The organism is Pelatocladus sp. BLCC-F211, from assembly GCF_041928655.1.
Lineage (GTDB): Bacteria > Cyanobacteriota > Cyanobacteriia > Cyanobacteriales > Nostocaceae > Pelatocladus.
Window position 1 is genome coordinate 1 of the sequence record NZ_JBHFLM010000198.1, and the last position, 23,199, is coordinate 23,199.

The 23,199-nt window shown below is 40.7% G+C and carries 25 protein-coding genes; 12 read left to right on the top strand and 13 right to left on the bottom strand.

Annotated features, from left to right (window positions below; all coding sequences use genetic code 11):
- The 6 genes from ACE1AT_RS23660 to ACE1AT_RS23685 form a co-directional block, all read left to right on the top strand.
- Positions 1 to 639: DNA cytosine methyltransferase (locus ACE1AT_RS23660; RefSeq protein ID WP_374872842.1), on the top strand; the 639-nt coding region annotated here is incomplete at its 5' end.
- A gap of 43 nt (positions 640 to 682) precedes the next feature.
- A complete protein-coding gene (locus ACE1AT_RS23665; protein ID WP_374872843.1) occupies positions 683 to 1,030 on the top strand; it encodes a hypothetical protein in 348 nt (115 codons plus the stop codon).
- A 158-nt stretch (positions 1,031 to 1,188) separates the two neighbouring features.
- On the top strand, positions 1,189 to 1,719 hold the full coding sequence (locus ACE1AT_RS23670; protein WP_374872845.1) for a GIY-YIG nuclease family protein: 531 nt from the start codon (positions 1,189 to 1,191) through the stop codon (positions 1,717 to 1,719).
- A 59-nt stretch (positions 1,720 to 1,778) separates the two neighbouring features.
- Positions 1,779 to 2,519, top strand: a complete 741-nt coding sequence (locus ACE1AT_RS23675; RefSeq protein WP_374872847.1) for a dienelactone hydrolase family protein — start codon at positions 1,779 to 1,781, stop codon at positions 2,517 to 2,519.
- Between the two features lie 88 nt (positions 2,520 to 2,607).
- Entirely contained in the window at positions 2,608 to 3,096 is a 489-nt protein-coding gene (locus ACE1AT_RS23680) for a hypothetical protein (RefSeq protein WP_374872849.1), read from the top strand.
- A 357-nt stretch (positions 3,097 to 3,453) separates the two neighbouring features.
- Complete coding sequence (locus ACE1AT_RS23685; protein ID WP_374872851.1) at positions 3,454 to 3,813, top strand: hypothetical protein; 360 nt, start codon at positions 3,454 to 3,456, stop codon at positions 3,811 to 3,813.
- Here ACE1AT_RS23685 and ACE1AT_RS23690 read toward each other — a convergent pair.
- Positions 3,810 to 3,986: a hypothetical protein gene (locus ACE1AT_RS23690; protein WP_374872853.1), complete on the bottom strand. Its 177-nt coding sequence runs from the start codon at positions 3,984 to 3,986 to the stop codon at positions 3,810 to 3,812. The genes ACE1AT_RS23685 and ACE1AT_RS23690 overlap by 4 nt on opposite strands.
- A 315-nt stretch (positions 3,987 to 4,301) precedes the next feature.
- On the opposite strand from ACE1AT_RS23690, the gene ACE1AT_RS23695 reads away from it, so the two are divergent.
- Positions 4,302 to 4,736 carry a hypothetical protein gene (locus tag ACE1AT_RS23695; protein ID WP_374872855.1) on the top strand — a complete coding sequence of 145 codons (435 nt, stop codon included), beginning with the start codon at positions 4,302 to 4,304 and terminating at the stop codon, positions 4,734 to 4,736.
- 852 nt (positions 4,737 to 5,588) lie between these two features.
- Here the strand turns inward: ACE1AT_RS23695 and ACE1AT_RS23700 are convergent.
- Positions 5,589 to 6,062 carry a hypothetical protein gene (locus tag ACE1AT_RS23700; RefSeq protein WP_374872857.1) on the bottom strand — a complete coding sequence of 158 codons (474 nt, stop codon included), beginning with the start codon at positions 6,060 to 6,062 and terminating at the stop codon, positions 5,589 to 5,591.
- A gap of 119 nt (positions 6,063 to 6,181) precedes the next feature.
- Between ACE1AT_RS23700 and ACE1AT_RS23705 the strand changes: the two genes are divergently transcribed.
- Together ACE1AT_RS23705 and ACE1AT_RS23710 are read left to right on the top strand one after the other, a co-directional pair.
- Positions 6,182 to 6,382, top strand: a complete 201-nt coding sequence (locus tag ACE1AT_RS23705) for a hypothetical protein (protein WP_374872859.1) — start codon at positions 6,182 to 6,184, stop codon at positions 6,380 to 6,382.
- A 72-nt stretch (positions 6,383 to 6,454) separates the two neighbouring features.
- On the top strand, positions 6,455 to 6,874 hold the full coding sequence (locus ACE1AT_RS23710; protein ID WP_374872861.1) for a hypothetical protein: 420 nt from the start codon (positions 6,455 to 6,457) through the stop codon (positions 6,872 to 6,874).
- Between the two features lie 203 nt (positions 6,875 to 7,077).
- On the opposite strand, the gene ACE1AT_RS23715 is transcribed toward ACE1AT_RS23710, so the two are convergent.
- The 8 genes from ACE1AT_RS23715 to ACE1AT_RS23750 form a co-directional block, all read right to left on the bottom strand.
- A complete protein-coding gene (locus ACE1AT_RS23715) occupies positions 7,078 to 8,325 on the bottom strand; it encodes a hypothetical protein (RefSeq protein WP_374872863.1) in 1,248 nt (415 codons plus the stop codon).
- Between the two features lie 226 nt (positions 8,326 to 8,551).
- Positions 8,552 to 11,407: an SAV_2336 N-terminal domain-related protein gene (locus ACE1AT_RS23720; protein ID WP_374872865.1), complete on the bottom strand. Its 2,856-nt coding sequence runs from the start codon at positions 11,405 to 11,407 to the stop codon at positions 8,552 to 8,554.
- Entirely contained in the window at positions 11,407 to 12,489 is a 1,083-nt protein-coding gene (locus ACE1AT_RS23725; RefSeq protein WP_374872867.1) for an AAA family ATPase, read from the bottom strand. The genes ACE1AT_RS23720 and ACE1AT_RS23725 overlap by 1 nt, the downstream gene beginning before the upstream one ends.
- 17 nt (positions 12,490 to 12,506) lie before the next feature.
- A complete protein-coding gene (locus ACE1AT_RS23730; protein ID WP_374872869.1) occupies positions 12,507 to 14,057 on the bottom strand; it encodes an effector-associated domain EAD1-containing protein in 1,551 nt (516 codons plus the stop codon).
- Positions 14,058 to 14,082: 25 nt separating this feature from the next.
- Positions 14,083 to 14,490, bottom strand: a complete 408-nt coding sequence (locus ACE1AT_RS23735) for a hypothetical protein (protein WP_096680309.1) — start codon at positions 14,488 to 14,490, stop codon at positions 14,083 to 14,085.
- Between the two features lie 100 nt (positions 14,491 to 14,590).
- Entirely contained in the window at positions 14,591 to 15,619 is a 1,029-nt protein-coding gene (locus ACE1AT_RS23740; RefSeq protein ID WP_374872871.1) for an effector-associated domain EAD1-containing protein, read from the bottom strand.
- 529 nt (positions 15,620 to 16,148) lie between these two features.
- The gene (locus ACE1AT_RS23745) at positions 16,149 to 16,379 is read right to left on the bottom strand and encodes a hypothetical protein (protein WP_374872873.1); all 231 of its coding nucleotides are present in this window, start codon (positions 16,377 to 16,379) and stop codon (positions 16,149 to 16,151) included.
- A gap of 52 nt (positions 16,380 to 16,431) precedes the next feature.
- Positions 16,432 to 17,043: a thermonuclease family protein gene (locus ACE1AT_RS23750; protein ID WP_374872875.1), complete on the bottom strand. Its 612-nt coding sequence runs from the start codon at positions 17,041 to 17,043 to the stop codon at positions 16,432 to 16,434.
- Between the two features lie 422 nt (positions 17,044 to 17,465).
- Between ACE1AT_RS23750 and ACE1AT_RS23755 the strand changes: the two genes are divergently transcribed.
- The gene (locus tag ACE1AT_RS23755) at positions 17,466 to 17,852 is read left to right on the top strand and encodes a hypothetical protein (RefSeq protein WP_374872877.1); all 387 of its coding nucleotides are present in this window, start codon (positions 17,466 to 17,468) and stop codon (positions 17,850 to 17,852) included.
- 36 nt (positions 17,853 to 17,888) lie between these two features.
- Positions 17,889 to 18,995: an IS630 family transposase gene (locus ACE1AT_RS23760; RefSeq protein ID WP_374872879.1), complete on the top strand. Its 1,107-nt coding sequence runs from the start codon at positions 17,889 to 17,891 to the stop codon at positions 18,993 to 18,995.
- A gap of 2 nt (positions 18,996 to 18,997) precedes the next feature.
- Here ACE1AT_RS23760 and ACE1AT_RS23765 read toward each other — a convergent pair whose 3' ends face one another.
- Positions 18,998 to 19,693, bottom strand: coding sequence for a hypothetical protein (locus tag ACE1AT_RS23765; protein ID WP_374872881.1), 696 nt, complete (start codon positions 19,691 to 19,693; stop codon positions 18,998 to 19,000).
- Entirely contained in the window at positions 19,665 to 20,786 is a 1,122-nt protein-coding gene (locus ACE1AT_RS23770) for a hypothetical protein (RefSeq protein ID WP_374872883.1), read from the bottom strand. The genes ACE1AT_RS23765 and ACE1AT_RS23770 overlap by 29 nt, the downstream gene beginning before the upstream one ends.
- A 271-nt stretch (positions 20,787 to 21,057) precedes the next feature.
- Here ACE1AT_RS23770 and ACE1AT_RS23775 point away from each other — a divergent pair, with 271 nt between their 5' ends.
- Positions 21,058 to 21,936, top strand: a complete 879-nt coding sequence (locus ACE1AT_RS23775; RefSeq protein WP_374872885.1) for a hypothetical protein — start codon at positions 21,058 to 21,060, stop codon at positions 21,934 to 21,936.
- Between the two features lie 13 nt (positions 21,937 to 21,949).
- On the opposite strand, the gene ACE1AT_RS23780 is transcribed toward ACE1AT_RS23775, so the two are convergent.
- Positions 21,950 to 23,032 (bottom strand): ATP-binding protein, encoded by a 1,083-nt coding sequence (locus ACE1AT_RS23780; protein WP_374872887.1) that lies wholly within the window; start codon positions 23,030 to 23,032, stop codon positions 21,950 to 21,952.
- Positions 23,033 to 23,199: the final 167 nt, after the last annotated feature.

Genomic DNA, 23,199 nt, shown 5'->3' on the forward strand with positions numbered 1-23,199 from the left:
ATCAGAGACTTTTCCCCCAGAACTGGAGAATATGAGTTGTTTACTCTGGGATTTCCCTGCACCGGAACCAGCATTGCAGGTAACGGAACCGGACTCAAGCACCCAGAGTCAAGCTTGTGGCTCGAAGCATTGCGGTGCATCGTCCAAGGACTACCAACCTTCATCGTTATTGAAAATCCTGCGGGGCTTATCACTAGAGGACTACGAGCAGTGCTTGGGGGACTCAGAATTTGCAGATATTGTTGGGATGATCCACAAATCATATCGGCTGCGGAACTCGGAGCGCCGCACGAAAGAAAAAGGCTTTTCATCATTGCCTACCCCGACGACCTACGCCAAAGGTTCCGGGAAATACCGACCAGCTGGGGCGACCAGATTGGAGCAGTCATTGAGGAAATTTATCAGGGAGGGGGACAAGCTGCACCCAGCAGTGCCGGGGTGGATGATGGGATTCCCGCCTGGGTGGGTGGAAGAAATATTGATGGCTGGTGGCGAGATAATCGGGCCCCCCATTACCCCGGAATGCGTCACCACACACCCAAACGCCGAGAATGTAACGACCTCTACGCCCGTTCAGTCTCGCCCCTCCAAGCTGCCGTTGCCCTCCAGCGAGTCTTGTACCTGTCCTCATTGTTGTGAACCATTATTTAGGCTTGAGGATGGGTGTGGTGTTTGTGGTTGGGTGAGATCGCAATCAAGAGAGGAAGCGGTACTAACGGTTACGGAGGAATTAACCGTTAGTACTCAAGCAGAAGAAACAGTACTAACGGTTAACTGCAACTCCTCAACCGTTAGTACTTGCAAAAGAAAGCGGGGGGAAGGTACAGGAAGGATTCAGTGGAGAACTTTTACTAAAAAGAATGGGAAGCAGTACCAGCAGCCTTGGTATGACTGGCAAATACATCAGGGAGAAAAAACAATTTCTCGAAGTACTTATATTCCCAAACGGCTGCTATTTAGAATTCAGGAGCTAGAAGATATGAAAGCACCAGTTAGAGAGATTTTGATTGAACTTGAAATTATCAAATGAGAAAAAAATTGCCCTATATGAGAGCGAAGTAAAATAAGCAGGATGCTTGCTGTGAATGACTTGTAATGCATCAATAATGTTAAAATAAAAACAGTAACCCAGGATGTTTTCTTGGCAGTTGCATCCTGGGAAGTTGTCAACCAATCCGTCTGGTTAACATGAATATTATAGATCCGTTTAAGCTTCCGTCTTTACCGTTAGCTTGGAATTCCGCATTGCCCAAATGCCCAGCCATCTACTTTGCTATTTCTGAAAATAACCGAGTTCTCTACATTGGAGCCTCAATTAATCTCAATAGCAGATGGTTGAATCATAATCGATTTCAGGAATTAAAAAATCTAGCTTGTGTCCGGATCGCCTGGTTTCAATGCAGAGATATCTCTTTATTGCCATCGCTGGAAAGTCAGTCGATAAGGATTTATAGACCACCTCTGAATATACGACGAGCCAAAGGTGATGGTAGCGGCTGTATTCACTGGCGCACTATTACTAAAGGTGGTAAAGATTACCCGCAGGCTTATTATCACTATGAATTTTGGAACCAGGGCGATCGCCTAATTAAATCGTCGCGCTATATCCCCAAGCGGCTACTTGCCCAGGTACAGCAGATGGAGCAACAAAAAGCACCAGTGAGGGAGATTTTGGGGGTGTTTCACTGTGTCGAAAATATAAATTTAAAAATTCTCTGATTGATAAATTTGGAAATGTAGAGGCTAATGAAACTTGCTTGTTTTATGGAGACAAAACAGTGCAAATTACCAAACGCAACGTTGAACTGCGAGTTGATGACAGCTTAATGCGCGTTTATGTGGCGACCCCAAAACCAGCAGGACTTTACCCTGGTATTTTGTTCTACAGTGATATTTATCAGCTAGGGGAACCAATGATTCGTTTAGTTAACTACCTAGCAGGACATGGCTATGTAGTTGCAGCCCCAGAAATCTTTCATCGCACAGAACCAGTTGGTTTAGTGATTGAACCAGATGATATTGGTAGAATGCGGGGTAATGATAATGCTAGTCGAACTGCGATCGCTGATTATGATGCTGATTGTCGTGCTGTAATTGATTTTCTTCAAAAAGATAGTTGGGTTTGTCCAGATAAAATAGGCACTCTCGGCTTTTGTATAGGTGGACACCTGTCTTTTAGGGCAGCTTTTCAAAGTGAGGTTAAGGTTTCTGCCTGCTGTTACCCTACAGGTATCCCCAGTGGCAAGCTGGGTAAGGAAGTAGCTGATACAATCGGGCGGGTAAGGGAAATCAAAGGCGAGATGCTCATGGTCTTCGGTACACTCGACCCCCATATACCAGAGTTGGATCGTCAAACCTTAATTAAAGCTCTTGAAAACGCTAATGTACCTCACAAAGTTCTGATGTATGAAGCAGAACATACCTTTATGCGCGATGATGGTTATCGCTACGATCCTGCGGCTGCTACTTCTGCTTGGTCTGAAATAGTAGCAATATTCACCCATCTAGGCACAGTCTAAAAAAGTATCTACTGATTTCGCGATTTGGATCGCTCCTCTCATTCCACAACTTTGCTACAATCCGCGTATCCAATCGCACAATCCTACCATGCCTACCAGAGGCTTCGGGCAACCCCAACCTACTAAAACCGATAAGCTGATTGAGAGTGTAGTACACTATTGCCACAAGCGCCACCCAGAAGCGCTTGACCAAATCTTTGACAATTCGCCTGTAGAGTTAAATAAAAAACTGCTAGCAGGTACTGTAGCAGCACTATCTGGTGATATGGATACTCTAGCTTGGTTTTGTGGTTACATGGCATCGGCTATCAATCGCAGTGAGGACAACCAAAAGCCGCACCCCATCACGCTACTATCCAAACTTCTCATCAAACACCAGATGCAGCCGTTTAGCGATTTCATGCCCTACCCTGGTTGTCGGTTGGTCATACTCAACACAGAGAAGTTTGAAGCGTTGCCTCATTCACTGCAAGCCGTGGTGCAATCTTACTTTGATGTAATGGAAAACTCCCCTGAGCAGATGCGGCGGGTTAATGATGCGCTTCTAGAAGAGTTGGTGGTGGCGGTGCAAGAGTAGGGGCGATCGCAGTTCTTTACAGACATGATTCGTTGTGCCGCGATCGCACTTATCCAGCAGTCAGTCCACTCGTGGGTGGCAATAGTTAAAAAACAAGGTTGCTTCGCATTGTTTGCCCTGCCGCACCGCAGAGCTTCTGCGTCAGGATCTCCCCCCCCGCCCCAAGGGGAGCGCTCAATCGCCGCTGAGGCTACCCCGGCTTTTTCATTATGGCTACGGGGGTCAAGGGCTTCGCAAGTGGTGGAAATAAGGTTGCTTCGCATTTTTTATCTGGGGACACCCCAGACCCCGATCCACCACCCTTGACCCCCTCCGCTTGAAAAAAATAGCCGGGGTGTTTCCTGGTTGGTTCTTTCGTTGGGAGTTTGTCTCGTGTTTGTTGTTCGTTCTTCTTTTGTTGGTTGTCCCGCTCCTTTGGCGGCTGAGGTGGTTTCTGTTGCTCAGTCGTTTGGTGTTGGTGTTGCGGCGGTTCGTCCGTCTGGCCGTTCGTTCTCTGGTTGGGTTTGTGTTTGCTCGTTCGGTTCTTTTGCGGCGGCGCGTGAGTTTGCTCGTGCTGTTGGTGTTCGGTTCTTTGGGGAGTCGGATACTTACTTTGCGGTTCGTGCGGTTGGTCGGCGGTGGCGGGTTTCGGTTCCGTGCTTGTCTCCTGCTGTGGTTGTGCGGGTGTGGCGCGGTCGTCCTCGGTTCGGTCGTTTCCGTCTAGTTGTTGCTGGCTAGTTCGTTGGGCCTGCGGGCCCTTTTTTTGGGGTAACAGCAAAGGAACAAGCGATCGCCCTAGTTTCCCCCAGAACTGAAGCAAAGCAACAGTCAGCAGCAGTAAGGAAAGCGATCGCATTACTGTTCGGTTCTGCCAATACCCAAGCTAAGGAATTGCTGACGAACGTCGTCATCTTGCTCAATACCTAAATGGACTGCGAGCAGTTGCAGAAATACTTGGAAATATCGGACTCTCAGGTGTTTGGGGAGATGTCGGGAAATAGAAGTTTACTTATTATTAATAACAGGCGTTTCCTCACAATTTCCTCATATTTGATCTATATAGATAGCTTATCAACAACTTTTAGATATGGATCATTCTGCTGTGATAGTAGAGGAAATCGAAGATGTCCTGTACCATATTCTTTAAATTTAGGAACTGAATGTCTCTGTGAAGGTCAGGGAATTGGAAATATTTGCGAATAATTTAGAAAAATAATTTAATATTAATGATGCTAACTCAACGAAATTTTTTAGTAATAAAGCTAACCTTAATAATCAACATATTTCTTGTTTGTAGCTTAGTAAATGCACAAACAATCCAAGATTTTTATAATTTACTTCCTGCTTATAAAAAAGCTAGCGAAAAATTAACTATAGCTAGACTAAGTCAAATTCCTTCAGAAATAGCTTATTGGGAAGAACAGTACAAATTTTATAAAAAACGAGTAGAAAATATTATTGATAAATATGAGCAAGCTGCAATGAGTAATCCTCAAGCTTACTGTTTAACTGCTCTAGAATTGTATGACAAATATTTTCAAGTAGATCAAGCGTACGTAGAGGACGAACTACCTGATGATTATATATTCCGTTCTGGAAATCTTAGCACGTATTGTGCAAGATTTGACATATACTACAAGCGTCCTGAGCCAAGAATGTAACTATTTAGGATCATTGTGGTTGGGTAACAGGCTTATATTGCTATAACTTGAGTGTCAATCGCCCCATAGCCCCATAGTAGTACTTTTGTACCTGCTATTGCTTACCTGTTACTTACTGCCATTTTCTAAAGTTTTGTAAAAATTTGCACTTGTGTAGCTTTTGTAGTACGGATGCAAGCTTAGGTTTTGCGTCTGAATGTAGCACGTTTTTGCACCGCCGGAGAGCTTAACAATTACAAGAGCAATTACAAAAGCGATCACGGGGGGCAGCCAAAAATGCAACTTTCCCTGAGCCAGCCCGACGAGCTAGACACAGCAAAGAAAAAAAACTGCTGCGGCAACGCGGCGGTTACGTGTGCTGGCCTAGCTCGTCGCCTAGTTGCATTTTTGGCTGCTCAAGAGTAATCAGTCATTAGTCATTCGTCATTAGTCATTAGTCAACAGTTGCTAGCTGCTGCGATCGCAGTGGTTGCCGTTTGAGCCTAAGAGCTTTTAGCCATCCAATATTATAGCGCGTACACATGCTATAATGAGTATATATTTATCCTTATACAGTCATGCTTTCAGCCATTTTCACCCCCTACACCTGCTTTGGTTTCTCCGGTTCTCGTCGTTGGGCCCAGTCTCCCGCGCCGTTGTCTGCTGCTGCTGCGGCTGTTCCGTCCGGTTCCCGCGTGTTGGTGGGGTGCGCTGCTGGTGTCGATGCGTTTTTCCGGTTGGCCTTTCCGGCGGCCGAGGTTTTCAGTGTTGCGTCGGGTCAGTGGGGTGTTGGTCGTGGTGCGTTTGCGGCTCGGTCTGTGGCCTGCGTCCGTGCCGTCGCTGCTGGTGGCGGCCTGTGGGTGTCTTTCCCGTCTAGTCCTTGTCCGGTTGGTCTTGTTCCGTCGTCTTCTGGGTCGCGCTGTTTTTCCGGCTCTGGGTCTGGCTCCTGGGCTTCCCTTGCTTTTGCTCTTGGGTCTGGCCTGCCTTGCGTCGTGTTTTTGGGGTCGTTGCCTGTTCCCCCAGCGTGGGGCCTGTTCCCTGTTCCTGGTCTGCCTGGTTGGTTTGGTTGTGCGGCTGTGGTTGGCCAACCTGTTCCAGTTCAGCTGTCTCTGTTTTAGTTGTTGGGGCGGCCAACTGTTGCCGCTCTATTTTTTCTGCGATCGCTTCCCTGCAAAAATCCCTATATTCATCCCCAGCAATATCTTTTAATTGCTGCAACATCGACGGCGTGATCCGAATTGTCAAGGCTTCGGATCGTTTCTCTTCATTGCCGTAGTCAAATTTAAATTTTGTCCCAAATTCCGGGTTGCCCCCCGGTCGTCCTCGACCCACTTTTTTAGCCCTCAATCTGCACTCATATTCTAGCCCGTGTACACGCTATTTTCTTAAAGATTCTATAAACGTAGGTTATTATAGCGCGTGTACGCACTATAATATAATAGTACACAACAAAAGGTATCCGACCAATGACACCTGACAAAAGTTTTTCAGCTTCAATCTTTATCCCCGAACTCAACGACTATGTAGAAATTGTTGGGGGAAAATGCGAATTAATTGACGGTAAGCAATATTTACGGATTATCTGTGAAGACTCTAAAGGTAATGAAGTCTTGTTAAACCCTTCAGATTTAGAAACCTACTTTAAACGATTTGTTGTCCCGTTCTAATTAATATCTGCGATCTGCCCTTTGGGCAGATCGCTCTCTCTTCATTTCCTCTAAGAAAAAGGTATCCGACCAATGCAGTTAATTTTTGAATCAGAAACAGATGCTTTGTCTGTAGCAGAGCAGCTTTACAATGTTGAGCGAGTAGGTAACATTTTAATTACTGATAGCATTGATTTTGCAGCTTTAGAATTAGCCGCTAGTTTGGCTCAGGTAAATTTTCCTGCTTTTAGCTTTCCAATTGTCAGTAACTTAAAATGTCGATTGCCATTCCCACGCCACCAAAGGGAATGCACTGATGAAAACACCCCTAAAATTTATGTGGCTTGCTTATCTGCTTATAACGCTGGTCATGTATGGAAGTATTTAGGAGCTAGTAACCAACGCCAGTATGAACACTGCTGGATGAATCGTAGAGATGCAGCAGTGGCAGAGCAGCGAGGGCGACAATGGGAATTTGACCCTGAACCAGAGCCAGAGTTAGCTGATTGGTAAGAAGACTGGCCGCCAGCCCACAGCCATAAGCGAGGGCATTAACCGGGGCAGGTATCCGACCAAAGATCATCACCCCGGTTGCCTTACGGCATTTTCATCATACAGCTTTTACAAAAAAGCGATCGCTCTTCTTTGGAAACATACTGAGATATCAATTTTGTGTATGCCACCACTAGGTCTTTTAAGCTTCCTCTAAATCTTAATTATTTCTGAGTCTGTTTGTACCATTTTTTGAGAATTTCAAACTCTGACTTATTTATCAATCGACCGTAATATTCTTGAAATTCTTGGTCAAAAGCTCTAACATTTGGGAGTTCTTCAAGAAGTCTTCTCACAGTAGGATATTGCTTGGCAGTCTCTAAATCTTTTTCAATTTTTATAGAAGCATCTGCATCTTCTATCGAACATTGTTTCTGTAGATTATAAATTGCTCTTTTAAATTCATAGAAATAAAACTCAGGTCTGTATTTATTGAGTTCATTTCGGATTTGAATAGCCTCATTAATTAGTTCTATTGCCTTTCCATAATCAGGTGGTTCTTTATAAGCGTAGCCATAAGCTAAGTAAACTCTGCTGCGAAAATATTCTTTTTTACCGTCTTTCCCATCACTGTCTATGATAGCTTCAAATATTGGAATTGTTTTTTCTATTTCTTTAAGTTTATTTCTTCTAAAGTTTTCTACTAAAAAATCTTTGGCTTCAAAGAAAATATTATCTTGTGTGAGTTCAGAAGCGTTTATGATGCCAGTTTTTAAATTCTCAATTTCTTCATTTTTTGTAGTGCCAATATCCAAATGTCTTTTGATATCATTCATTATTTTCCTAGCACTTATAATTTCTGTTTCAAAGTTATTAAGTTCTTTAATTTTACTTTCTAATTGAGATATTTCTAAATATTTTGGTTTGATTGATTCATCTATTTCGTTTTTAACATTTTCCATATCCCGATTTGTTTTTTTTCTAAGACTGTCGATATCCAGCTTAATTTCTTCTTCTATTTTTCTTGATAATTCTCTTAAGATGGTTTTTCTTAGAAGCCAAATAATTATCCCAGCTAAGACGGGGCTGAAAGTTATAAAGCCTAATGCAATTCCTAATCCACCAAAAAGTAAACCAATCCATCCTATGTGATTGTAATAAGTTTCAGATATAGCTTTCTCTCTTGCTTCTAAAGCAGTGACCTTTTCTTTTAGTTCTGTGAGCTGCCTTTCTGTATCTTTTAACTCATCGTTTGGCGAAATTCCTAATTTTGGTTGCTTTTGTACATCTTGGGGATTTGGTGTAAGCTTTGGATTGGGTTGAGGACTGGTCTGGGCTAGTGCCACGTTAGTATAAAGAAGCAAAGCAATAGTTGCTATAGTAACAACTCCTCTTCTTTGTTTCATTTTTGGAGATGCTAGCTTTTGATAACATGTTGTATCATTCATGATATCAGTAAAAGCTGAACCCATATTTCTTTAGATAATCTACGTAAAAATTATTTTTCAGCTTTTCAACACATTAAGCTCCACATCTTCCAAACAATCGCTTTCTTAGTAAATTTTGAATCAAAATATCATAGCTAAAGCAAGTCTAACCATTTTTTAATAGCATAAAGTTACAAATATTCAGCAGTGCTATTTGTAACTTTATGCGATCGCCCCCACAACCAACTAAACTACTTTACCCAATGCTGTCTCAAGGCGGCTTGTGAATTTCGAGGCGCGATCGCTTTGGCTTGAGTAAAATGCAGTGGGTTTTTGGGGAGTTATGCGATCGCACTTGTGACTCAAACTCTGGGTATTGTAGGCTGGGCAACCGTTCGGCTTTGACACCTACCAGGCTACCCAAACCAGTTTGATTTTCGGATGCCGTCACCGACATCACAGGAAGAGGCTGGACTCTTCGGTTGCACCCTCGACAGATTCCCACCTGCCGACTCTCGCGGTGAAGAGACCTCCCGACAGCACAGACAACACGAAAACCAATATTGTTGTTGATGTTGTCGCGCTCCGCCCTATTGTTGTTGTTGCGGGACGCGGAACGGCAGTTTTTAGGATTGAGGATCCAAGAACCGCCCCGCAGCACGGCATTTCCTTGTTTTTGAGATAGATTATTATTCTCATTGTCAAACCAAGGACTGCCATCTGTTGGCGCACCTTCATAGTTATTGTGCCAATCGTCCAGACACCATTCCCACACGTTCCCGTGCATATCGTATAACCCAAAAGCGTTAGCTACTCCAAAGCTTCCTACTTCTGTTGTTTCTTCTCGATATGTTCCCTTTACTCCATTGCCATAAGTGTAGTTAGCGTCATAGTTAGCCAGTTCTGATGTAATCGTCTCACCAAAGTGAAATGGTGTGGTAGTTCCGGCACGACAAGCATATTCCCATTCGGCTTCACTTGGGAGGCGGTACTGTCTTTTTGTATGAGATGATAAGCGATCGCAAAATTCAACCGCATCATACCAGGAAACTGACTCAACGGGGCGATTTTCTCCTTTAAATGTAGATGGATTAGGGTTGAGTTCGCGGTTAACTTGTGGGAGAGAGGCTACTGCTTGCCACTGTGCTTGCGTTACGGGATATTTGCCTAAAAAGAAAGGGCTAATGGTTACTTGGTGTTGAGGGCGTTCATTAGCACTGCTATCTTTCTCATTTATGGGAGCGCCCATCATAAATTGGCCGCCAGGAATCTGTACCATTTCTAGCTGTATTCCATTCCCTAATTCTTCAATAAAATAGTGAGATTGCTGACAACGACGCTGGATTATCTCTGTTTTTCGTCTGAACAAACCTGATTCTTTTTTTTCAATAGTGGCCACTTCAAATTCAAAAGGTAGCAGATTAATAAATGGCTCATCTTCAAAGGTGACGGTTGCGACTTCAAATGCAAACACCTCGAATGAAGGAAAATCAATAACTTCTATTAATGGGCTTAGTCCTACAGGCCCAAACTTGCGCTCTATTTCCTGCACAAATCCCGAATAACGTCCACCTTTGCGCTTCAGTACTTCCGCAGTTACAGTTGCAAAGGGACGGTTAAGCTCAACTGTTGCTTCATCGTCATTTTGAATCCAAATTTTGAGGTCAGCGATAAATTCTTCTAGGGATTTTTGGAATTTCTTTTCAATATAATTAGATAAAACTCTGACAGTATCTGGAACTGGGGCTGATTCCAACAACAAAGAACGAATTTTGGCATCAAGGAAATGATATTCGACTTCATCAGGTTTTTGTCCGATTTGGGGTGTTTCCTTGGGCTTTAAAATCCCTCCCAGCAAAACTTCTGCTATATTCACTTGCCTAGATTTAGGCAACAGAGTTTCTTGAATTAACCGAATTACAGGTAAGCTGATGGTGGGGGAGGCTGCTAGTAATGCAGCTAAACGTCTCGCCATCGGAGAGGATGCAACTCGAAATCGCTGTAACTGTTGTTCTGGCTCGACTGATGTTGATAGTATTATTGGGGGTTGATAATCTAGCCGGAAAATGTATCCTGGCACAATGACATTGCCTCTACCAGCCACCATTTGACTCCAAGTGAAAATCATCGCTGGTTCTAAACAAAAGACAGGTACTTTCACCTCGGTCTTTTGGGCATTTGCTGCTGTATCTTCTATCGTTAAGCGACGAATTAACGACAGTTGCTGATTAGATACCCCAGGTGATGCTGCATAAAAGTGAGCCATCGCAGCTTGTTTTAAGGCAGTTCTCACCCATAACCACTCTGGCAGCATTTGTAAAATTGCTGTGGGGTTCTCATCTGCCCAAAGTTTGAGAGTTGGTAATACTTTTCCTGTCTGCCAAATAGTAGCAACGCAGTCTGTAATCAACAATATTAATCGCCTACCACTGGGGTCAATTAATTCTTGAGGGGAACGCAATTTGTTTGTTACCGTTGTCCCAAAACCAGGACGAATCCCTACTTTACCCTCTTCATTAGTCAATAATCCCCAAGTCCGCACATCCCGAAATGCGCCGTAGTTCCGCAGCAGTTTCTGTAGTTCTAAAACTGTTGGTTGCCACATCAACATCGAGGTGCTTTCGTCTACTACCAATGCTAAATCTAACCAAGGCTCTAAAACAGGTTGAGTTACAGCCTGCCAAATGCGTTCTTCTGCAATTTTTTGCGCGGTTTTATTTTCGTCTAGGGTAGCATCGTATTTTGATCGAACTCGTTGAATTAGAGGACGCAGAGAACGAGCAAGTTCGAGGGGATTGCGAATAGAAGCTGGATTGGGTACTTTAAAGGGTAATGTTTTTAACTCAGTCCCATCTGGGGAAGTAGATTGAGATTCTCTATGAAACAACCCTGCTTGTGGAATGGGTGGAGAATCATTATTTGACTGCTGTGTGTTGATGACTGAAATATTTTCTGACTCTACAGGATTATCGACAACTTTACGCTTTGGAGGTGGGGATAGATCTGGAGAAGATAGTATGTCGCAAGTAAACTGTTGTCTAATTAATGTCAGCCAACAGATGTCTGCAATCTCCTCTGCTGTGAGATTGAATTCTTGTTCTAAGGTAGTAATTAATGATTCAATCATTAACCACTAACCCCACGAGTTAGGGAATTAAAAAGCAGTTCTTTCAAGCTTTTTTGGTCAGCATTTTGGGTTAACAGGTAAATAGTATTCAAAAGTTGGTCGGTTGCTAAATTTCCTTCTTCCGTCTCATTTTTATCTACAAATTCCTTAACAATAGCTTGGAACTGTTCAACTGCTGGTGCTCCCAAATGTGATTTTACGATCTCTTGTAAATCTGCTTGAGTTGGTTGTGGCATTTGCACCTGTAAGCAACGCCGGAGAAAAGCTGGAGGAAAGTCACGTTCTCCATTACTGGTCATAATAATTAAAGGAAAAGCTTGACATTGCACCTTTCCCTCATAAATATTTACATCTAAGTCATCATCAGACTGTACAACCTGCACCTTGTTGTTTTGTTGCTCTTGATTGCGCTGTTTGGCTAGGCGTTCAAGTTCACGAATTGAATATTTACCTTCTTCCAATAAATTGAGTAAATCATTGGGGAGATTGATATCGCTTTTGTCAATTTCATCAATTAATAATACCCGTGGAAATTGAGAAGGTAAAAAGGCTGTTCCCAAGGGGCCAAGTTGGATATACTGCCCAATATTACGATAGCTGGGATTTTGAGCTTCTGGATCGGTTTGGCTGAGTTGGGCATCTTGTAAGCGAGCGATCGCATCATATTGATACAATCCTTCTTGTAGTGTGGAGCGAGTGGTAATCGGCCAAAGTAAAACAGGGCCTAGTTCCAGTTCGTAGGCGATCGCATAAGCTAAAGTAGTTTTTCCAGATCCTGGTTTACCAGTCACCAATAGCGGCCTGCGTAAGTAAAGCGCAGCATTTACTGCATCTACAACTTCACTTTGATTCTGACGAATTCTAAAATTTTTGCCTCTTTCAATATCCCGTTCTTTACCTTTAGCAATTTTCTTTAATTCCTCCCAGTATTCTCCTTTTTGCACAAGAAGTGGTTCCTGTTGAGAAAATCTAGAGAATTTGCGCCAACTGGGTGCTTCAACTCGCAGTAATTTTTGAATCCCATCATGTGCATCATGTGGCTGTGGCTCTCGGTTTCCGTGAAAAATTTTCCAGTCACTCATTTAATCCCTCACCCACTTTACTCACTTACACTTAAAGGAATAGCTTCTGGCAAAGGAATTTCGTCCCAACGATCTGATTCATACAAAATTCCTAAATGATATCCTAAGAATTGCTGAGGGTCATCTTCATCCTTTATTTCATATCGTTTTTGTTGAATTGCATTCAGTAATGACTCTGTATTTTGAAAAGATTTGAAATTCAAAAGGTTATCTAATTCAGAAACAACATCTACTTCTGGAATTTTACTGCACCTTGTCCAAAGAACCAAAGGGATGCCTTGTAACACTATTTCACGAAATAAACTTTTGCGTATTTTCTCAGATTCTGGTAACGCACAGGGTAATTTTAGAGCTATTTTGTTTTGTAGCCGAGAAGGTAATTTTTTACAGTCACAGACTTCTTGCCAACTTTCAATATAATTTTCTTGCTGAGTATGACTTTCCTGAAGTAGAGTTTTAATTCTAGTCCAGCATTCTAGTAAACGATTCCATAACGAAAAATCTGTAATACGCTCGTAGGAGCGAACTACCATTTTATAAAACGCACCCATAGGCAGCATTTGTAATTTCAGTATTTTCAAATTTTCTATATCTTCATGTAAATATGCTAAAGGTAGGAAAAACTCTAATGTCAAGCTATGAGTTTTATAACCTAGTTTTTTTTGTTTGATTTTCAGTATATTTTCACTTTCTTGAATAAAATCGACAATTGCTTGTGGAGCTTTTCGATGAGCAGTTTTCTTTAAAGAAACTATAATGCCTTTTTGAGATTGTTCATTATGTAAATCAATGGGAATGATAGTGGTTTGGGGTAACTCAAGATAAGCATTTAAACAAAATTTATCTAGCTCACTGGCTGGAGCAAACGTAATTATCAAGTAAGCTTCAAGATTAGTATTAGTTGGAACGACATGGTTGCATCTCGGTATGCTAAAGTTATGTTTTTCTTTAATTTCATCCATCCATTTAATTAACTCCTGTTTAATTTGCTCATTTCTAATTTCCTCATTTCTAATTTCCTCATGCAAGTTATGAACAAATATTAAAATTGATGGATAACCTTCTTTTTTAGGGTAAGAAATTATCAATAATTTAAAAATAAAAAATATTTTTAATTTTAAATATAAATTACTATCTTTTAAATCTTGCAATATTGGGTAATTACTATCTTGCATTCCATCTGGTAAAGCTTGACATAAACATGAAATTATCAAGTCTATATCTGTAATTTGTTCTATGATAGGTATTAATCTATAACACAAATCTGGTTTTATTAAAGACTCATCACAAGTTAATAAATTATTAAGATGGTTGTTGAAGAAGCGTCTTAGTTCAAAATTACGATTATTTTGCTTTAAAGCTCCTATTAGTAAATCTTCTAACCTATTTTGCTCTTCTGCCCATTCAATCAGATTAAATAATAATTTTTCTTGTGTGTCCCCAGATGCAATTTCATTTAAACGTTCATCTAATTGGTCTGATAGCATCATTTTCAAATCTGTCTCTTCAGGAAATGCTTTTATTAACGCTTCTCTAAATTCCTTTTTCTCTCGTCCAATCAGATTCATAATATTTAAACAAAAGTATTTAAGACTATTCCTTTGGAGTGATTAAAGCAACAATTAATGTATACAACAGCAGTAGTAAAGAACCATAGACAGGGCGATAAAATGGAAATGAAGAAAAAGGTTCACCCAAAGCAATAACCCAAACAATGAAAGCTCCAGTAGATATAATTGCCTGAGTCTTTGCTGGAGTTTTGTCTTTCTCTCTAGTCATTCTTAACGTCCAAATTGGCGTGAGAGTAACACCAATTACAAAGGCAATCCAGAAAAGTGTATTTTGAGGTACATCCGCAGCACCTTGAATTAAACCACTAGCAGCAACCCAGGCTCCAACAATATCACTGGGAATATACTTAATTAGCTTATCAGTATAAGTATCAATTTTTGTTTCTGAGCTAGTGCCTTGATACTGCTTAGTAACAATCCTGCGTCCCATCCAACCCTCTTTTTCTGGAATAGTCAGTTAATGGTATACTACAACTATACTCAGGGATTTTACGGCTTTTTAGCGTAAATTTGTAGGCAGATAAATTTCTTCAAGCCAAAATCTCTTGAGCATCTTGATAAATAGCGTTGAGGAGAATACCTTCGCAAGCAACGCCAAAAGCTTTTGACTTCATGGCATGATGGAGGGCGATAACTTGCCAGTCTTCATTAAAACAAGGCGACCCACTAGATCCACCAAAGGTTTTGCTTACATACTGAATTAACCCGTTTTGCTCATCAATTAAAGTTACTCCATTGCGACTTAACGCCAGCTGCATTGTTTTTCCTTGTGGATGCTGCAAGATGCTAATTCCCGATTTCAGAGTAGGTAACTGAGCATAACTCAAATCAACTGAACGCACTTGCGAACTCTGAAGAATTGCAGTTTCGACTCGCAATAATACATAATCTAGTTTATGTGTGGAGCTAAATTTAACAATTGGATTAGTGGATAACTGGAAAGTTTTTCCTACTGTTTCTCCAGTGACTTCTGAACTAAAATAACCAAAACGCAGAACAATATCATTTAAATTAGTATTTAAATCGACGCGATCGCACTCAGTTAAAACATGATAATTTGTTAATAAAATGTCTGGTTTTACTAAAAAACCAGTTCCTAAAGCTTTTCCGTTAGAACGCTCAATTCGACAGACTGAAGCAGCTTGCTCGATTCCTCGTCTCAGAAAAGTTAAATCCCAAAGCTCTGGCTCTGGTTGCCAGAAAGATTGCAGTTCTAATTGATTTTCTGGCCCTCGCCAAACAAAATTAGGCCCTTCTTCAAAAGTAGGTAGTTGTTGGTTGTCCGCCAGCACAACTCCTAATGATTGTATAAACCTGCGGAAATCTTCATTTCTCGGATTCCTTCGATAGGCAGCACTGATGAGTTCTTCCAAACGCCCCTGCTCATCTGCCCAGTCTATTAGGTTAAATACAATGTCCGTATAAGTTTCGCCACCTACGACATTGTTCAATCGAATATCCAACTCATCGGAGAGCATAATTTTCAGCTTAGATTTGTCACGATAAGCACTCATTATTGCTTCTCGCAACTGCTGACGTTGGCTTTTATTTAGCTTCATAGGTTAAGGCGATCGCGTACTGACCATTTCAGACAAGCTTAATATTAGAACTAATTCGTTACTAATCTGTTAAGCAAATTTTAAAAAAGCCAACCCTTTAATGAACAAGGGTTACATCAAAATTTACTTGCTTCGATAAGATTAGAGGATACTGAAGAATCCAATTTTATGTCCCTTTCTAAGGACAAAAAATTGTTATTTGCGATTCCTCTTTCTGTAATCCCAAGGCTTCTGATAATTTCCTTCCCATACATCCAGCTTTTTGAATTGGGCGATCGCACACCTGCTGATAATCAATCCTAATTACCGCCCTCTGTTCTTATATCTCGCGCCTCTGGAGTTTGTTGGTTAGTCATGGTCAGTACCTAAGTCACGGCTAATAGGTTTTACGCCTTCTAAACAATTTCGCTCTCAGTCAATTTTGAATTAAGGAATCAACGCTTCTTGAATAATTTTTCTGATTGGTTTCCAGGCGATTTCACCTGTGAAATGGTCAGTCCAATCTAAAGGCTTTTCATAAAAACTATACTCAAGTTCCCTTACTGTTTTTCCAATCTTCCAACGCCCCAATCACAAAACTAGCGGCGGGATGGTTGAGGAATTGCTCGAATGCAGAGACACCACCTGCTTTTAAAGCGCTAAGTATTCGTGCGGCTAAAGTTGGGTTACTGTCGATTTGGCTGATGGTTTCTGTAGCGATCGCCATCTTGCCTAAAGTATCTACATTATTACTACTTAGTGTTAAACCATACCTGTACAAAATTAACTAAAGCAAAAATTTTGACAGTATTAGGTAAGCCTGCTGTTAGCAGTCAACTACCTTTATTATGACGTTGTTGCTTTCTAAATTCCCACGGGGGGATACTTGACGAGTCCCCCCATATTCCTAAGCGTTTAGACTTTCCTATTTCCTCAGCTAGCTTGAAAGCTTCCTTGTTAGGACATTTATCAACAAAAGCCGGATAGACTCTAGCCATTCCACTTTTAAGCATCTCTTCCTGGAAGCTAACCTCAACGTCACCCTTGCCAGATGCCATCACCTCGGCGACAGTTCGCCCATATCTGTCAGTTTCCACGGGGATAATAATTACTTGATTTTTAGCAGTCGCTACGAGCGATCGCAACTTTTCACGTGCCTCATTACCAAACGGTTGCCCTGGCTTGCCAGATTTTGCTGTCTCTGGTGCATCTATCCCACAGAACCGGATTTTTGTAGTTTCACTCCCACGCTTTACGGTGATGGTGTCGCCATCTGCAACACTTACCACCGTCCACTGTTCAGACAGCGCAATTGCGCGGGGTGATGTAGAGTCCGCAGCTGCTTCTATAAGTGATTTAGTTTTGGGGGAATGTGCCGCAGCAAGGGCGATGACTGCTATAGAGGCAAGTAAGAAGACTGGGCTATTCAAGAGCTTTTTGAGCATTGATTATGAGGGTTGTGATATTTAATATCAGTTTGCCCAGTAATTTTGATTTTCTAACTTTCCTTTCTTTTTCATTGTCTGGCGGACAGTTATTGTATCTCTACCAGACACTTTTTAATACTATTCAATTGTCTGCCGGACAAGGAAATTTGTATTGAGCAGACAATCCTAATTTATTAATAACTATATGCCATACAAATATTTATTAAACTACCTCTATGCCAGACAATAAATTACTTATTTATTCCGATTAAAATTCATACTCTTTTTACAAATTATCAGCATTTTTTCTAATTATAACAACGGTAATATAGTTGATTAAAAAGCTTATTATTCAGTGAGCGTACTGTTTTAAAAACACACAATCATAGACAAATATATTGTAAATAGAAAGAGAAATATTTACTCTCATATTGGTAATTATGAAAAAAATTCAACTAATTAAATCAGGACTAATCGCTACTGCAATCGGTGCATTGACTGCTCCATTGAGTGCTTTGGCTATTCCCTATCAAAGCGCTACTGTATATAAGGCGATGGATGGAAGTAATCAGGTAGTAGTATTTTCTGCAACTCCTGGAAGCAAAATCAGCGTAAATTTGGGTAGTTCCGATAAGCCAACAGCACGTTTAGCTGGTTCTTGCGGTGAAGTACGAATTTCTCCCCCTTCGTCAGGCGATTTTACAGGGCTAAAGGTAGATGGAATGAGCATTAATGCATCTACTCTCCCAAGCCAGACCTTACCTAGCTGTGTCAACGGCTCATTTTCAGAAGCCCGGACTAAGCTGTTAAGCAGCTTACTTGTATAATATGAGATTAAGTAAATAAGCTATTGCCAGCCAGATATGCCAGCAAAAAATCATCTTTCTTTAGAACAGAGGGAACGACTACTAAAAACATTAAAAGAGCATAAAAATCCTTATGTAAGAGAAAAGATTTTAATCTTATTGTTAATGAATGATGGTAAAACTTACCAAGAGATTAGTGATTTTTTAGATATTGCATATCCAACAGTAGCTTACTGGGCAGTTCACGGCGATCCAGATAATCTAGAAAGTTTTTTAGATGGAAGAAGAGAAGGTAATTTTCGTAAAGCTACCAAAGAATATGAAAATTTGTTATTAGAAATAATTGAAAAAGAACCAGCAGAATATGGATATGAATTTGGAAGATGGACAGCAGCTAGATTAGCGACTTATCTCGAATCAGCAACAGGAATTAAGTTAAGTGGGTCTCAAGTCAGGAGAATATTAGAGCGAAAAAAGTACGTTTACCTCTGGGCAAAGTATAGCCTAGAGGACAAACAGAATCCTGAAAAACGTAAGGCATTTAAAGAAAAACTATCTGAATATTTAAGAATAACCAAAGAAACGCCAGAGCGTTTACAGGTATGGTTTTGGGATGAATGCGGATTTAGTTTAAGAGTAATAATAAGAAAAAATTGGGGTAAGAAAGGTAGAAGAAAAAAAGTCAGAGGAGAAAGGAGAAAAGGAAGAGTAAATATTATGGGAGGTTTACGTTATCATGACAAGAAGAGAATAAACTTTGTGATTAAAAAAGGAAATGCAGATGTGTTTTATGAACAGATTAAATCCCTGAATAATTTTCTGGTACAAGAATGGCTAGAGTCAGGAAAAGCAATAGAAGAATTTAAAAATAGCTCTGCAAAAATAGTAATTATATTAGATAATGCTAGCTTTCATAAAAGGAAAGATATTTTAGATAAAATTGAATCAGAGATGCCAAACATTATCCTAGAATTCTTGCCAGAATATAGCCCAGATTATAATTTGATTGAATTAGTTTGGCATTCAGCAAAAGAATATATAGCTCATAGATTATTCGAGTCTGTATCACAGCTAGAAGAATTGTTAAATAAATTGCTAAATGAAGGTGGTCTTATTATTAAATGGGAGCGCAAAATTAAAAATAAAGGTAATGCAGTTTATTAAATTTAGCTGCGTAGCAGCTTACTTCTTTGCAGTTCTGCAATTTTTACCTGCAAATCAGATATTGCGATCGCTCTTGCTTGCGCTTGGTCATTCCCGCCTTGAACTCCTTGAAAAAGTGGGATTCCAATTACTCGGAGCAATCCATTAATAATCCCAACATCACCACGCAATACAGCAGCAATATTATCAATTAGTCCCATCCCTGGTGATTGTTTCTGCCCTGGCTGGGTTTCTGGCCCTAGTAAATATTGCAGTGCTGGAGTGAGAATGGAAAGTTTAATTGAGCGCTGATTTCGTGATTTGGCCTCATCAATCCGGTCATTGGCTTCAGTAATGCGAGTATCAATTTCTTTGAGTAGGGGACTTTGAGCGATCGCTCTATCCTGAAGTTGTTGCAAGCATGTTGCAGATGTTTCCAAACACGGAAGCCCACCCTTGAGAATCCGCCACATATCCTCATTAAATTCTTTTTGAATAATGGCATCGATGGAAGGCTTATTAAATGGATTTTGCTCTGGCTTTGGCAGTTCACTATCAGCATCAGTATCTACTTGCTGGGCTTCTTCTGGTGATAAATTCTCCTGTGTTTGCTCCTCCTGAAGTTGTTCTTCTGTTGTCGTTTCCTCTGGAGTTTGTTCTACTTCCTGATTTGGTTGTGGCTGTACTGGTTTAGTTGGGGGTGGGGTTTGCGCCATCACTGGGATCGCTCCCAGCACCAGATTTAGGATTAGAGCTAATTGTAATAGTGGTTGTGTATTTGCCATTTACACCAGTCCAGGGTTTAACCCTTCTGATGTAACCTGTCTTTGGACTCCTCACAATGGGAATTTGACTGATTTTATCTTCAACCGATGAGAGTGATATTTGCAGTTGGGCTAGCTGATAGTCTCTATCCCGAATCTGTTGGGCATAATCCTGCATTTGTCGAGTGTAGGCAAGATTAGACTGGTTTTGCTGTTCTACACGCTGCGCGGCATTGAGGGAAGCTTGATACTCCACTAGCTTGCGATTATTTCTTGCAGTTTCCAGCCTAGACTGTGCCATCTGTAAATCTGATTGGGCAATCTGCACAGCTATCTGTAGGTTTTGTAGTTCTTGTTGGGATGCGATCGCACTTGCGTTGAGTTTCGCCCGTGCTTGGTCTAACCCACTGCGGGACTGTTCCATCTCGGAATTAAGTTGTTTGAGCTTGGCTTCTTCGTGCCGCAGTACAGACGGCTCAAGTTTCATATCTTGCATCGAGCGTAGTAATTCTTCCTGTTCCTGTAATTTTTCAGATGTAATGTTGAGTGCTGATTCTGCCTTTTCTCCTTCTGCTCTAACTTCGGGATTATCGCTATTTAGTAGCTTTGTGCGACTTTCCAAAATACTTTGAGCTTGTTGGAGCTTTAATTTTGCTTGAGCAATGGCTGATTCTTCCTCTAGGAAATTGGCACTTGGGAGTGCTGCTAGTTGCGGTGGTGCTTTGGGTTCAAAGGGTTTTGGTATAGATTTTAACTTTAAATTATCAATTTGCAGTTGTAAACTTTGACGCTGTTTATTTAATCGGTTTCGTTCTATAGAGTTATCAGTAATAATGTCACCTTGTTTAATTTCCTGACCAACTTTTACCTTTAAAAATGACGGACTATCAACGGATAGAGTCATTCTTAGAGGACGGTTTTGTTGAAGGACTGAAATGGCAGAATTATCTGTCAATCTATCATCATCTACATCTGAGTAATTTTCTACTTTAGTAGTATTTGTAGGTTCTGATTTACTAGCGTTGGCGCTAGCCTTGTCGCTAGACATCGCTGTTTGATTCTGAGAATAATACTTGATTGCAATCAGTCCTATTATCCCCGCACAGCAATAAGTAATCAGGTTATTCCTACTAAATACGCTCATAGAAAGACTTGATATTACAAACTACTCCTATAGTTCCCACAAGCGCTGGAAAACCTAATAATTGAGTTTTGTCAGTCAACAGCCTAGTGTAAGGGTGTGAGGGTGTAAGGGTGTAGGAAACCCCATAACGCGCATTTAGGGGCTTGAAAAAAGGACGCCTTTTTCCTTGGACTACGTGTCTGGTGAAAAATTTTTCTTTTCCATGTTTAAAAAACAGGGGCTTGGTCAACCAGAGGGCAAAACACGCTTAAAATTGGTTAAAACTTTAGATAATAACAAGCTTATGCAATTTTTAAGGCACGTATGGCAAGATATCCGAAGTGGTCAGAATCTAGATATCTACATTACTGCATCACTTTCTTTAGTAATTGCAATTTTTGGAGTCATCGGAATTGCTAACCAAAGCATTGTGTCTGCTGCTATCCTTGCAGTATTAGCTCTTCTTTTAAGCCACTTGTTAGTTGCGCGAAATCAAAACGAGCAAATACAAGCAACCCTATCAAAACTTGAAATTAATCAGTCATTATCTGCCAGTCAATTGATGACAAATGGTGATGATATCTCTGAAATTATTCAATTATTACGACAATCAAAACAAGCTTATTTCTGGGGAACCACATTCACTACACATATACCTCTTCTACAGCAAGATTTAAAACTAGGCATTGCCTCTGGTTTAGAAGCAAAGTTTCTTCTTGTCCAGCCATCGAGTAATGCGTTGAAAATGGCGGCATTTCGTGGAAAGGATTTGAGTGAAAGTGATCTGAACAATGATTTGCTAAGAAATATTAGACGACTCGATAATATTGCGATTTCTAGCACAGTAGGTAAATTGGAAATTAAAGTTATTGATTATTTAGCACCTTATGTAATGTATGTTTTCGATCCTCATCTATCGTCCGGGCAAATTATTATGCGGCTGTCCACATTGCGTGTTCCAGATACCATGCGCCCTATTATCAAAATCACGCGCAGCCAGGATTTAGAATGGTTCAACTTTTATGTTGAGCAGTTTGAAACAGCATGGCAAATGGCTGTTTCTCCTACATCTTAAGAACAACAACTATTTAAACTCGCTGATAAAACGGCTTGATTTTAGTATGAAATCCATCGTTATCCATTCTAATCAAAGCCTCCAATGGTTGTAGATTAGCAATTAAGTTAACTGCAAATCTAAATCTACGTGCAACTTTGGTAACTTCTACCTGATCTACTCCGAGAACCATCTTTGTTGATGAATTAGCGAGAACAGTATTAGAAATATCTGAATCCATCTGACTAGCAACGATTACTCCTAACCCGAATTTTCGCGCCTCACTGGTAATTTTCTCAAGCGTATGAGATGATTTAATTTCTTTGACCTCATCTAGTAGAGCATAACAGCGTGGAACTCTACCATCAATTTCGCCCATCAATTTATGACTATCAAAAAGCTGCTTTAACAAAGTTTCTGCTGCGATCGCACTGAGTCCAGGCACTTTAGATAATGCAGATAAATCAAATCTGACAATGGGAAAATTCATTGATGGTTGAGGTTTACTAAAAATTCCGTATTTAAAAGTAGCAGCTAGTTTTAACAATAATTTCTGGGAATCCTTACAACCATCTTCAACACGGCTTTGCAGTTCAGTTTCTAAATCAGCAAAGGTAGGAGGTTCTAGAGTCCAAGTTGACTGCTTTTTCTGAAAAATACCTCTATTTTGATAGCAACTTATCAAGGTATTTAAGACTAAACCCTCTTGATTGTCACCCATCTTTAGAGATTTTCTGAGGATAGATGAGACAGCGATCGCTTGTAAATCTGGGCCACCACCTTTGGGATCTAAGTCAAGCACCAAAGGATTTAAACCATGTGGGGACTCAGCATCAAGTGAGTAACAAACTTCTGAAGGCAGCTCTAAGTCACCATGAAAATCTGTAACTACTATTTTGATATCAGGAAATAATGATGGTAATTCATGAGCAAGTGCTTTAAGGGTCTGAGTCTTCCCACTTCCAGAAGTCCCCAGAATAACGGCGTGACCGTTACGAAGTTTAGCAGGATTCCAATATACATTTTCACCTAGCAGAATGCCGCTTGGTGCTGATTCTGTAGCGGTTTTCTTTGTCTGATTAGGTTTGAGGGTTTGGGTTGGCAATGGTTTAGGCATGGGGTATTAGGTATTGGGTATTAGGTCTGTACGTTCGCTCATTTTTGAAGGGAGAGAGGAATTAATGCCTTATGGTTCAAGGAAAAAAACCTAATTCAGAATCCGATCATACTGACACCATGTAATACTTGGGAAAAGCTTTGGGAGATGAACGGTGTATGACATGG

What these genes read in the sequence shown, in the direction of transcription:
- ACE1AT_RS23670 (WP_374872845.1), top strand. Translation starts at nt 1,189, where the DNA reads ATGAATATTATAGATCCGTTTAAGCTTCCGTCTTTACCGTTAGCTTGG.
- ACE1AT_RS23680 (WP_374872849.1), top strand. Translation starts at nt 2,608, where the DNA reads ATGCCTACCAGAGGCTTCGGGCAACCCCAACCTACTAAAACCGATAAG.
- ACE1AT_RS23690 (WP_374872853.1), bottom strand. Translation starts at nt 3,986, where the DNA reads ATGACGACGTTCGTCAGCAATTCCTTAGCTTGGGTATTGGCAGAACCG.
- ACE1AT_RS23695 (WP_374872855.1), top strand. Translation starts at nt 4,302, where the DNA reads ATGATGCTAACTCAACGAAATTTTTTAGTAATAAAGCTAACCTTAATA.
- ACE1AT_RS23705 (WP_374872859.1), top strand. Translation starts at nt 6,182, where the DNA reads ATGACACCTGACAAAAGTTTTTCAGCTTCAATCTTTATCCCCGAACTC.
- ACE1AT_RS23710 (WP_374872861.1), top strand. Translation starts at nt 6,455, where the DNA reads ATGCAGTTAATTTTTGAATCAGAAACAGATGCTTTGTCTGTAGCAGAG.
- ACE1AT_RS23715 (WP_374872863.1), bottom strand. Translation starts at nt 8,325, where the DNA reads ATGGGTTCAGCTTTTACTGATATCATGAATGATACAACATGTTATCAA.
- ACE1AT_RS23720 (WP_374872865.1), bottom strand. Translation starts at nt 11,407, where the DNA reads ATGATTGAATCATTAATTACTACCTTAGAACAAGAATTCAATCTCACA.
- ACE1AT_RS23725 (WP_374872867.1), bottom strand. Translation starts at nt 12,489, where the DNA reads ATGAGTGACTGGAAAATTTTTCACGGAAACCGAGAGCCACAGCCACAT.
- ACE1AT_RS23730 (WP_374872869.1), bottom strand. Translation starts at nt 14,057, where the DNA reads ATGAATCTGATTGGACGAGAGAAAAAGGAATTTAGAGAAGCGTTAATA.
- ACE1AT_RS23735 (WP_096680309.1), bottom strand. Translation starts at nt 14,490, where the DNA reads ATGGGACGCAGGATTGTTACTAAGCAGTATCAAGGCACTAGCTCAGAA.
- ACE1AT_RS23740 (WP_374872871.1), bottom strand. Translation starts at nt 15,619, where the DNA reads ATGAAGCTAAATAAAAGCCAACGTCAGCAGTTGCGAGAAGCAATAATG.
- ACE1AT_RS23750 (WP_374872875.1), bottom strand. Translation starts at nt 17,043, where the DNA reads ATGCTCAAAAAGCTCTTGAATAGCCCAGTCTTCTTACTTGCCTCTATA.
- ACE1AT_RS23755 (WP_374872877.1), top strand. Translation starts at nt 17,466, where the DNA reads ATGAAAAAAATTCAACTAATTAAATCAGGACTAATCGCTACTGCAATC.
- ACE1AT_RS23760 (WP_374872879.1), top strand. Translation starts at nt 17,889, where the DNA reads ATGCCAGCAAAAAATCATCTTTCTTTAGAACAGAGGGAACGACTACTA.
- ACE1AT_RS23770 (WP_374872883.1), bottom strand. Translation starts at nt 20,786, where the DNA reads ATGTCTAGCGACAAGGCTAGCGCCAACGCTAGTAAATCAGAACCTACA.
- ACE1AT_RS23780 (WP_374872887.1), bottom strand. Translation starts at nt 23,032, where the DNA reads ATGCCTAAACCATTGCCAACCCAAACCCTCAAACCTAATCAGACAAAG.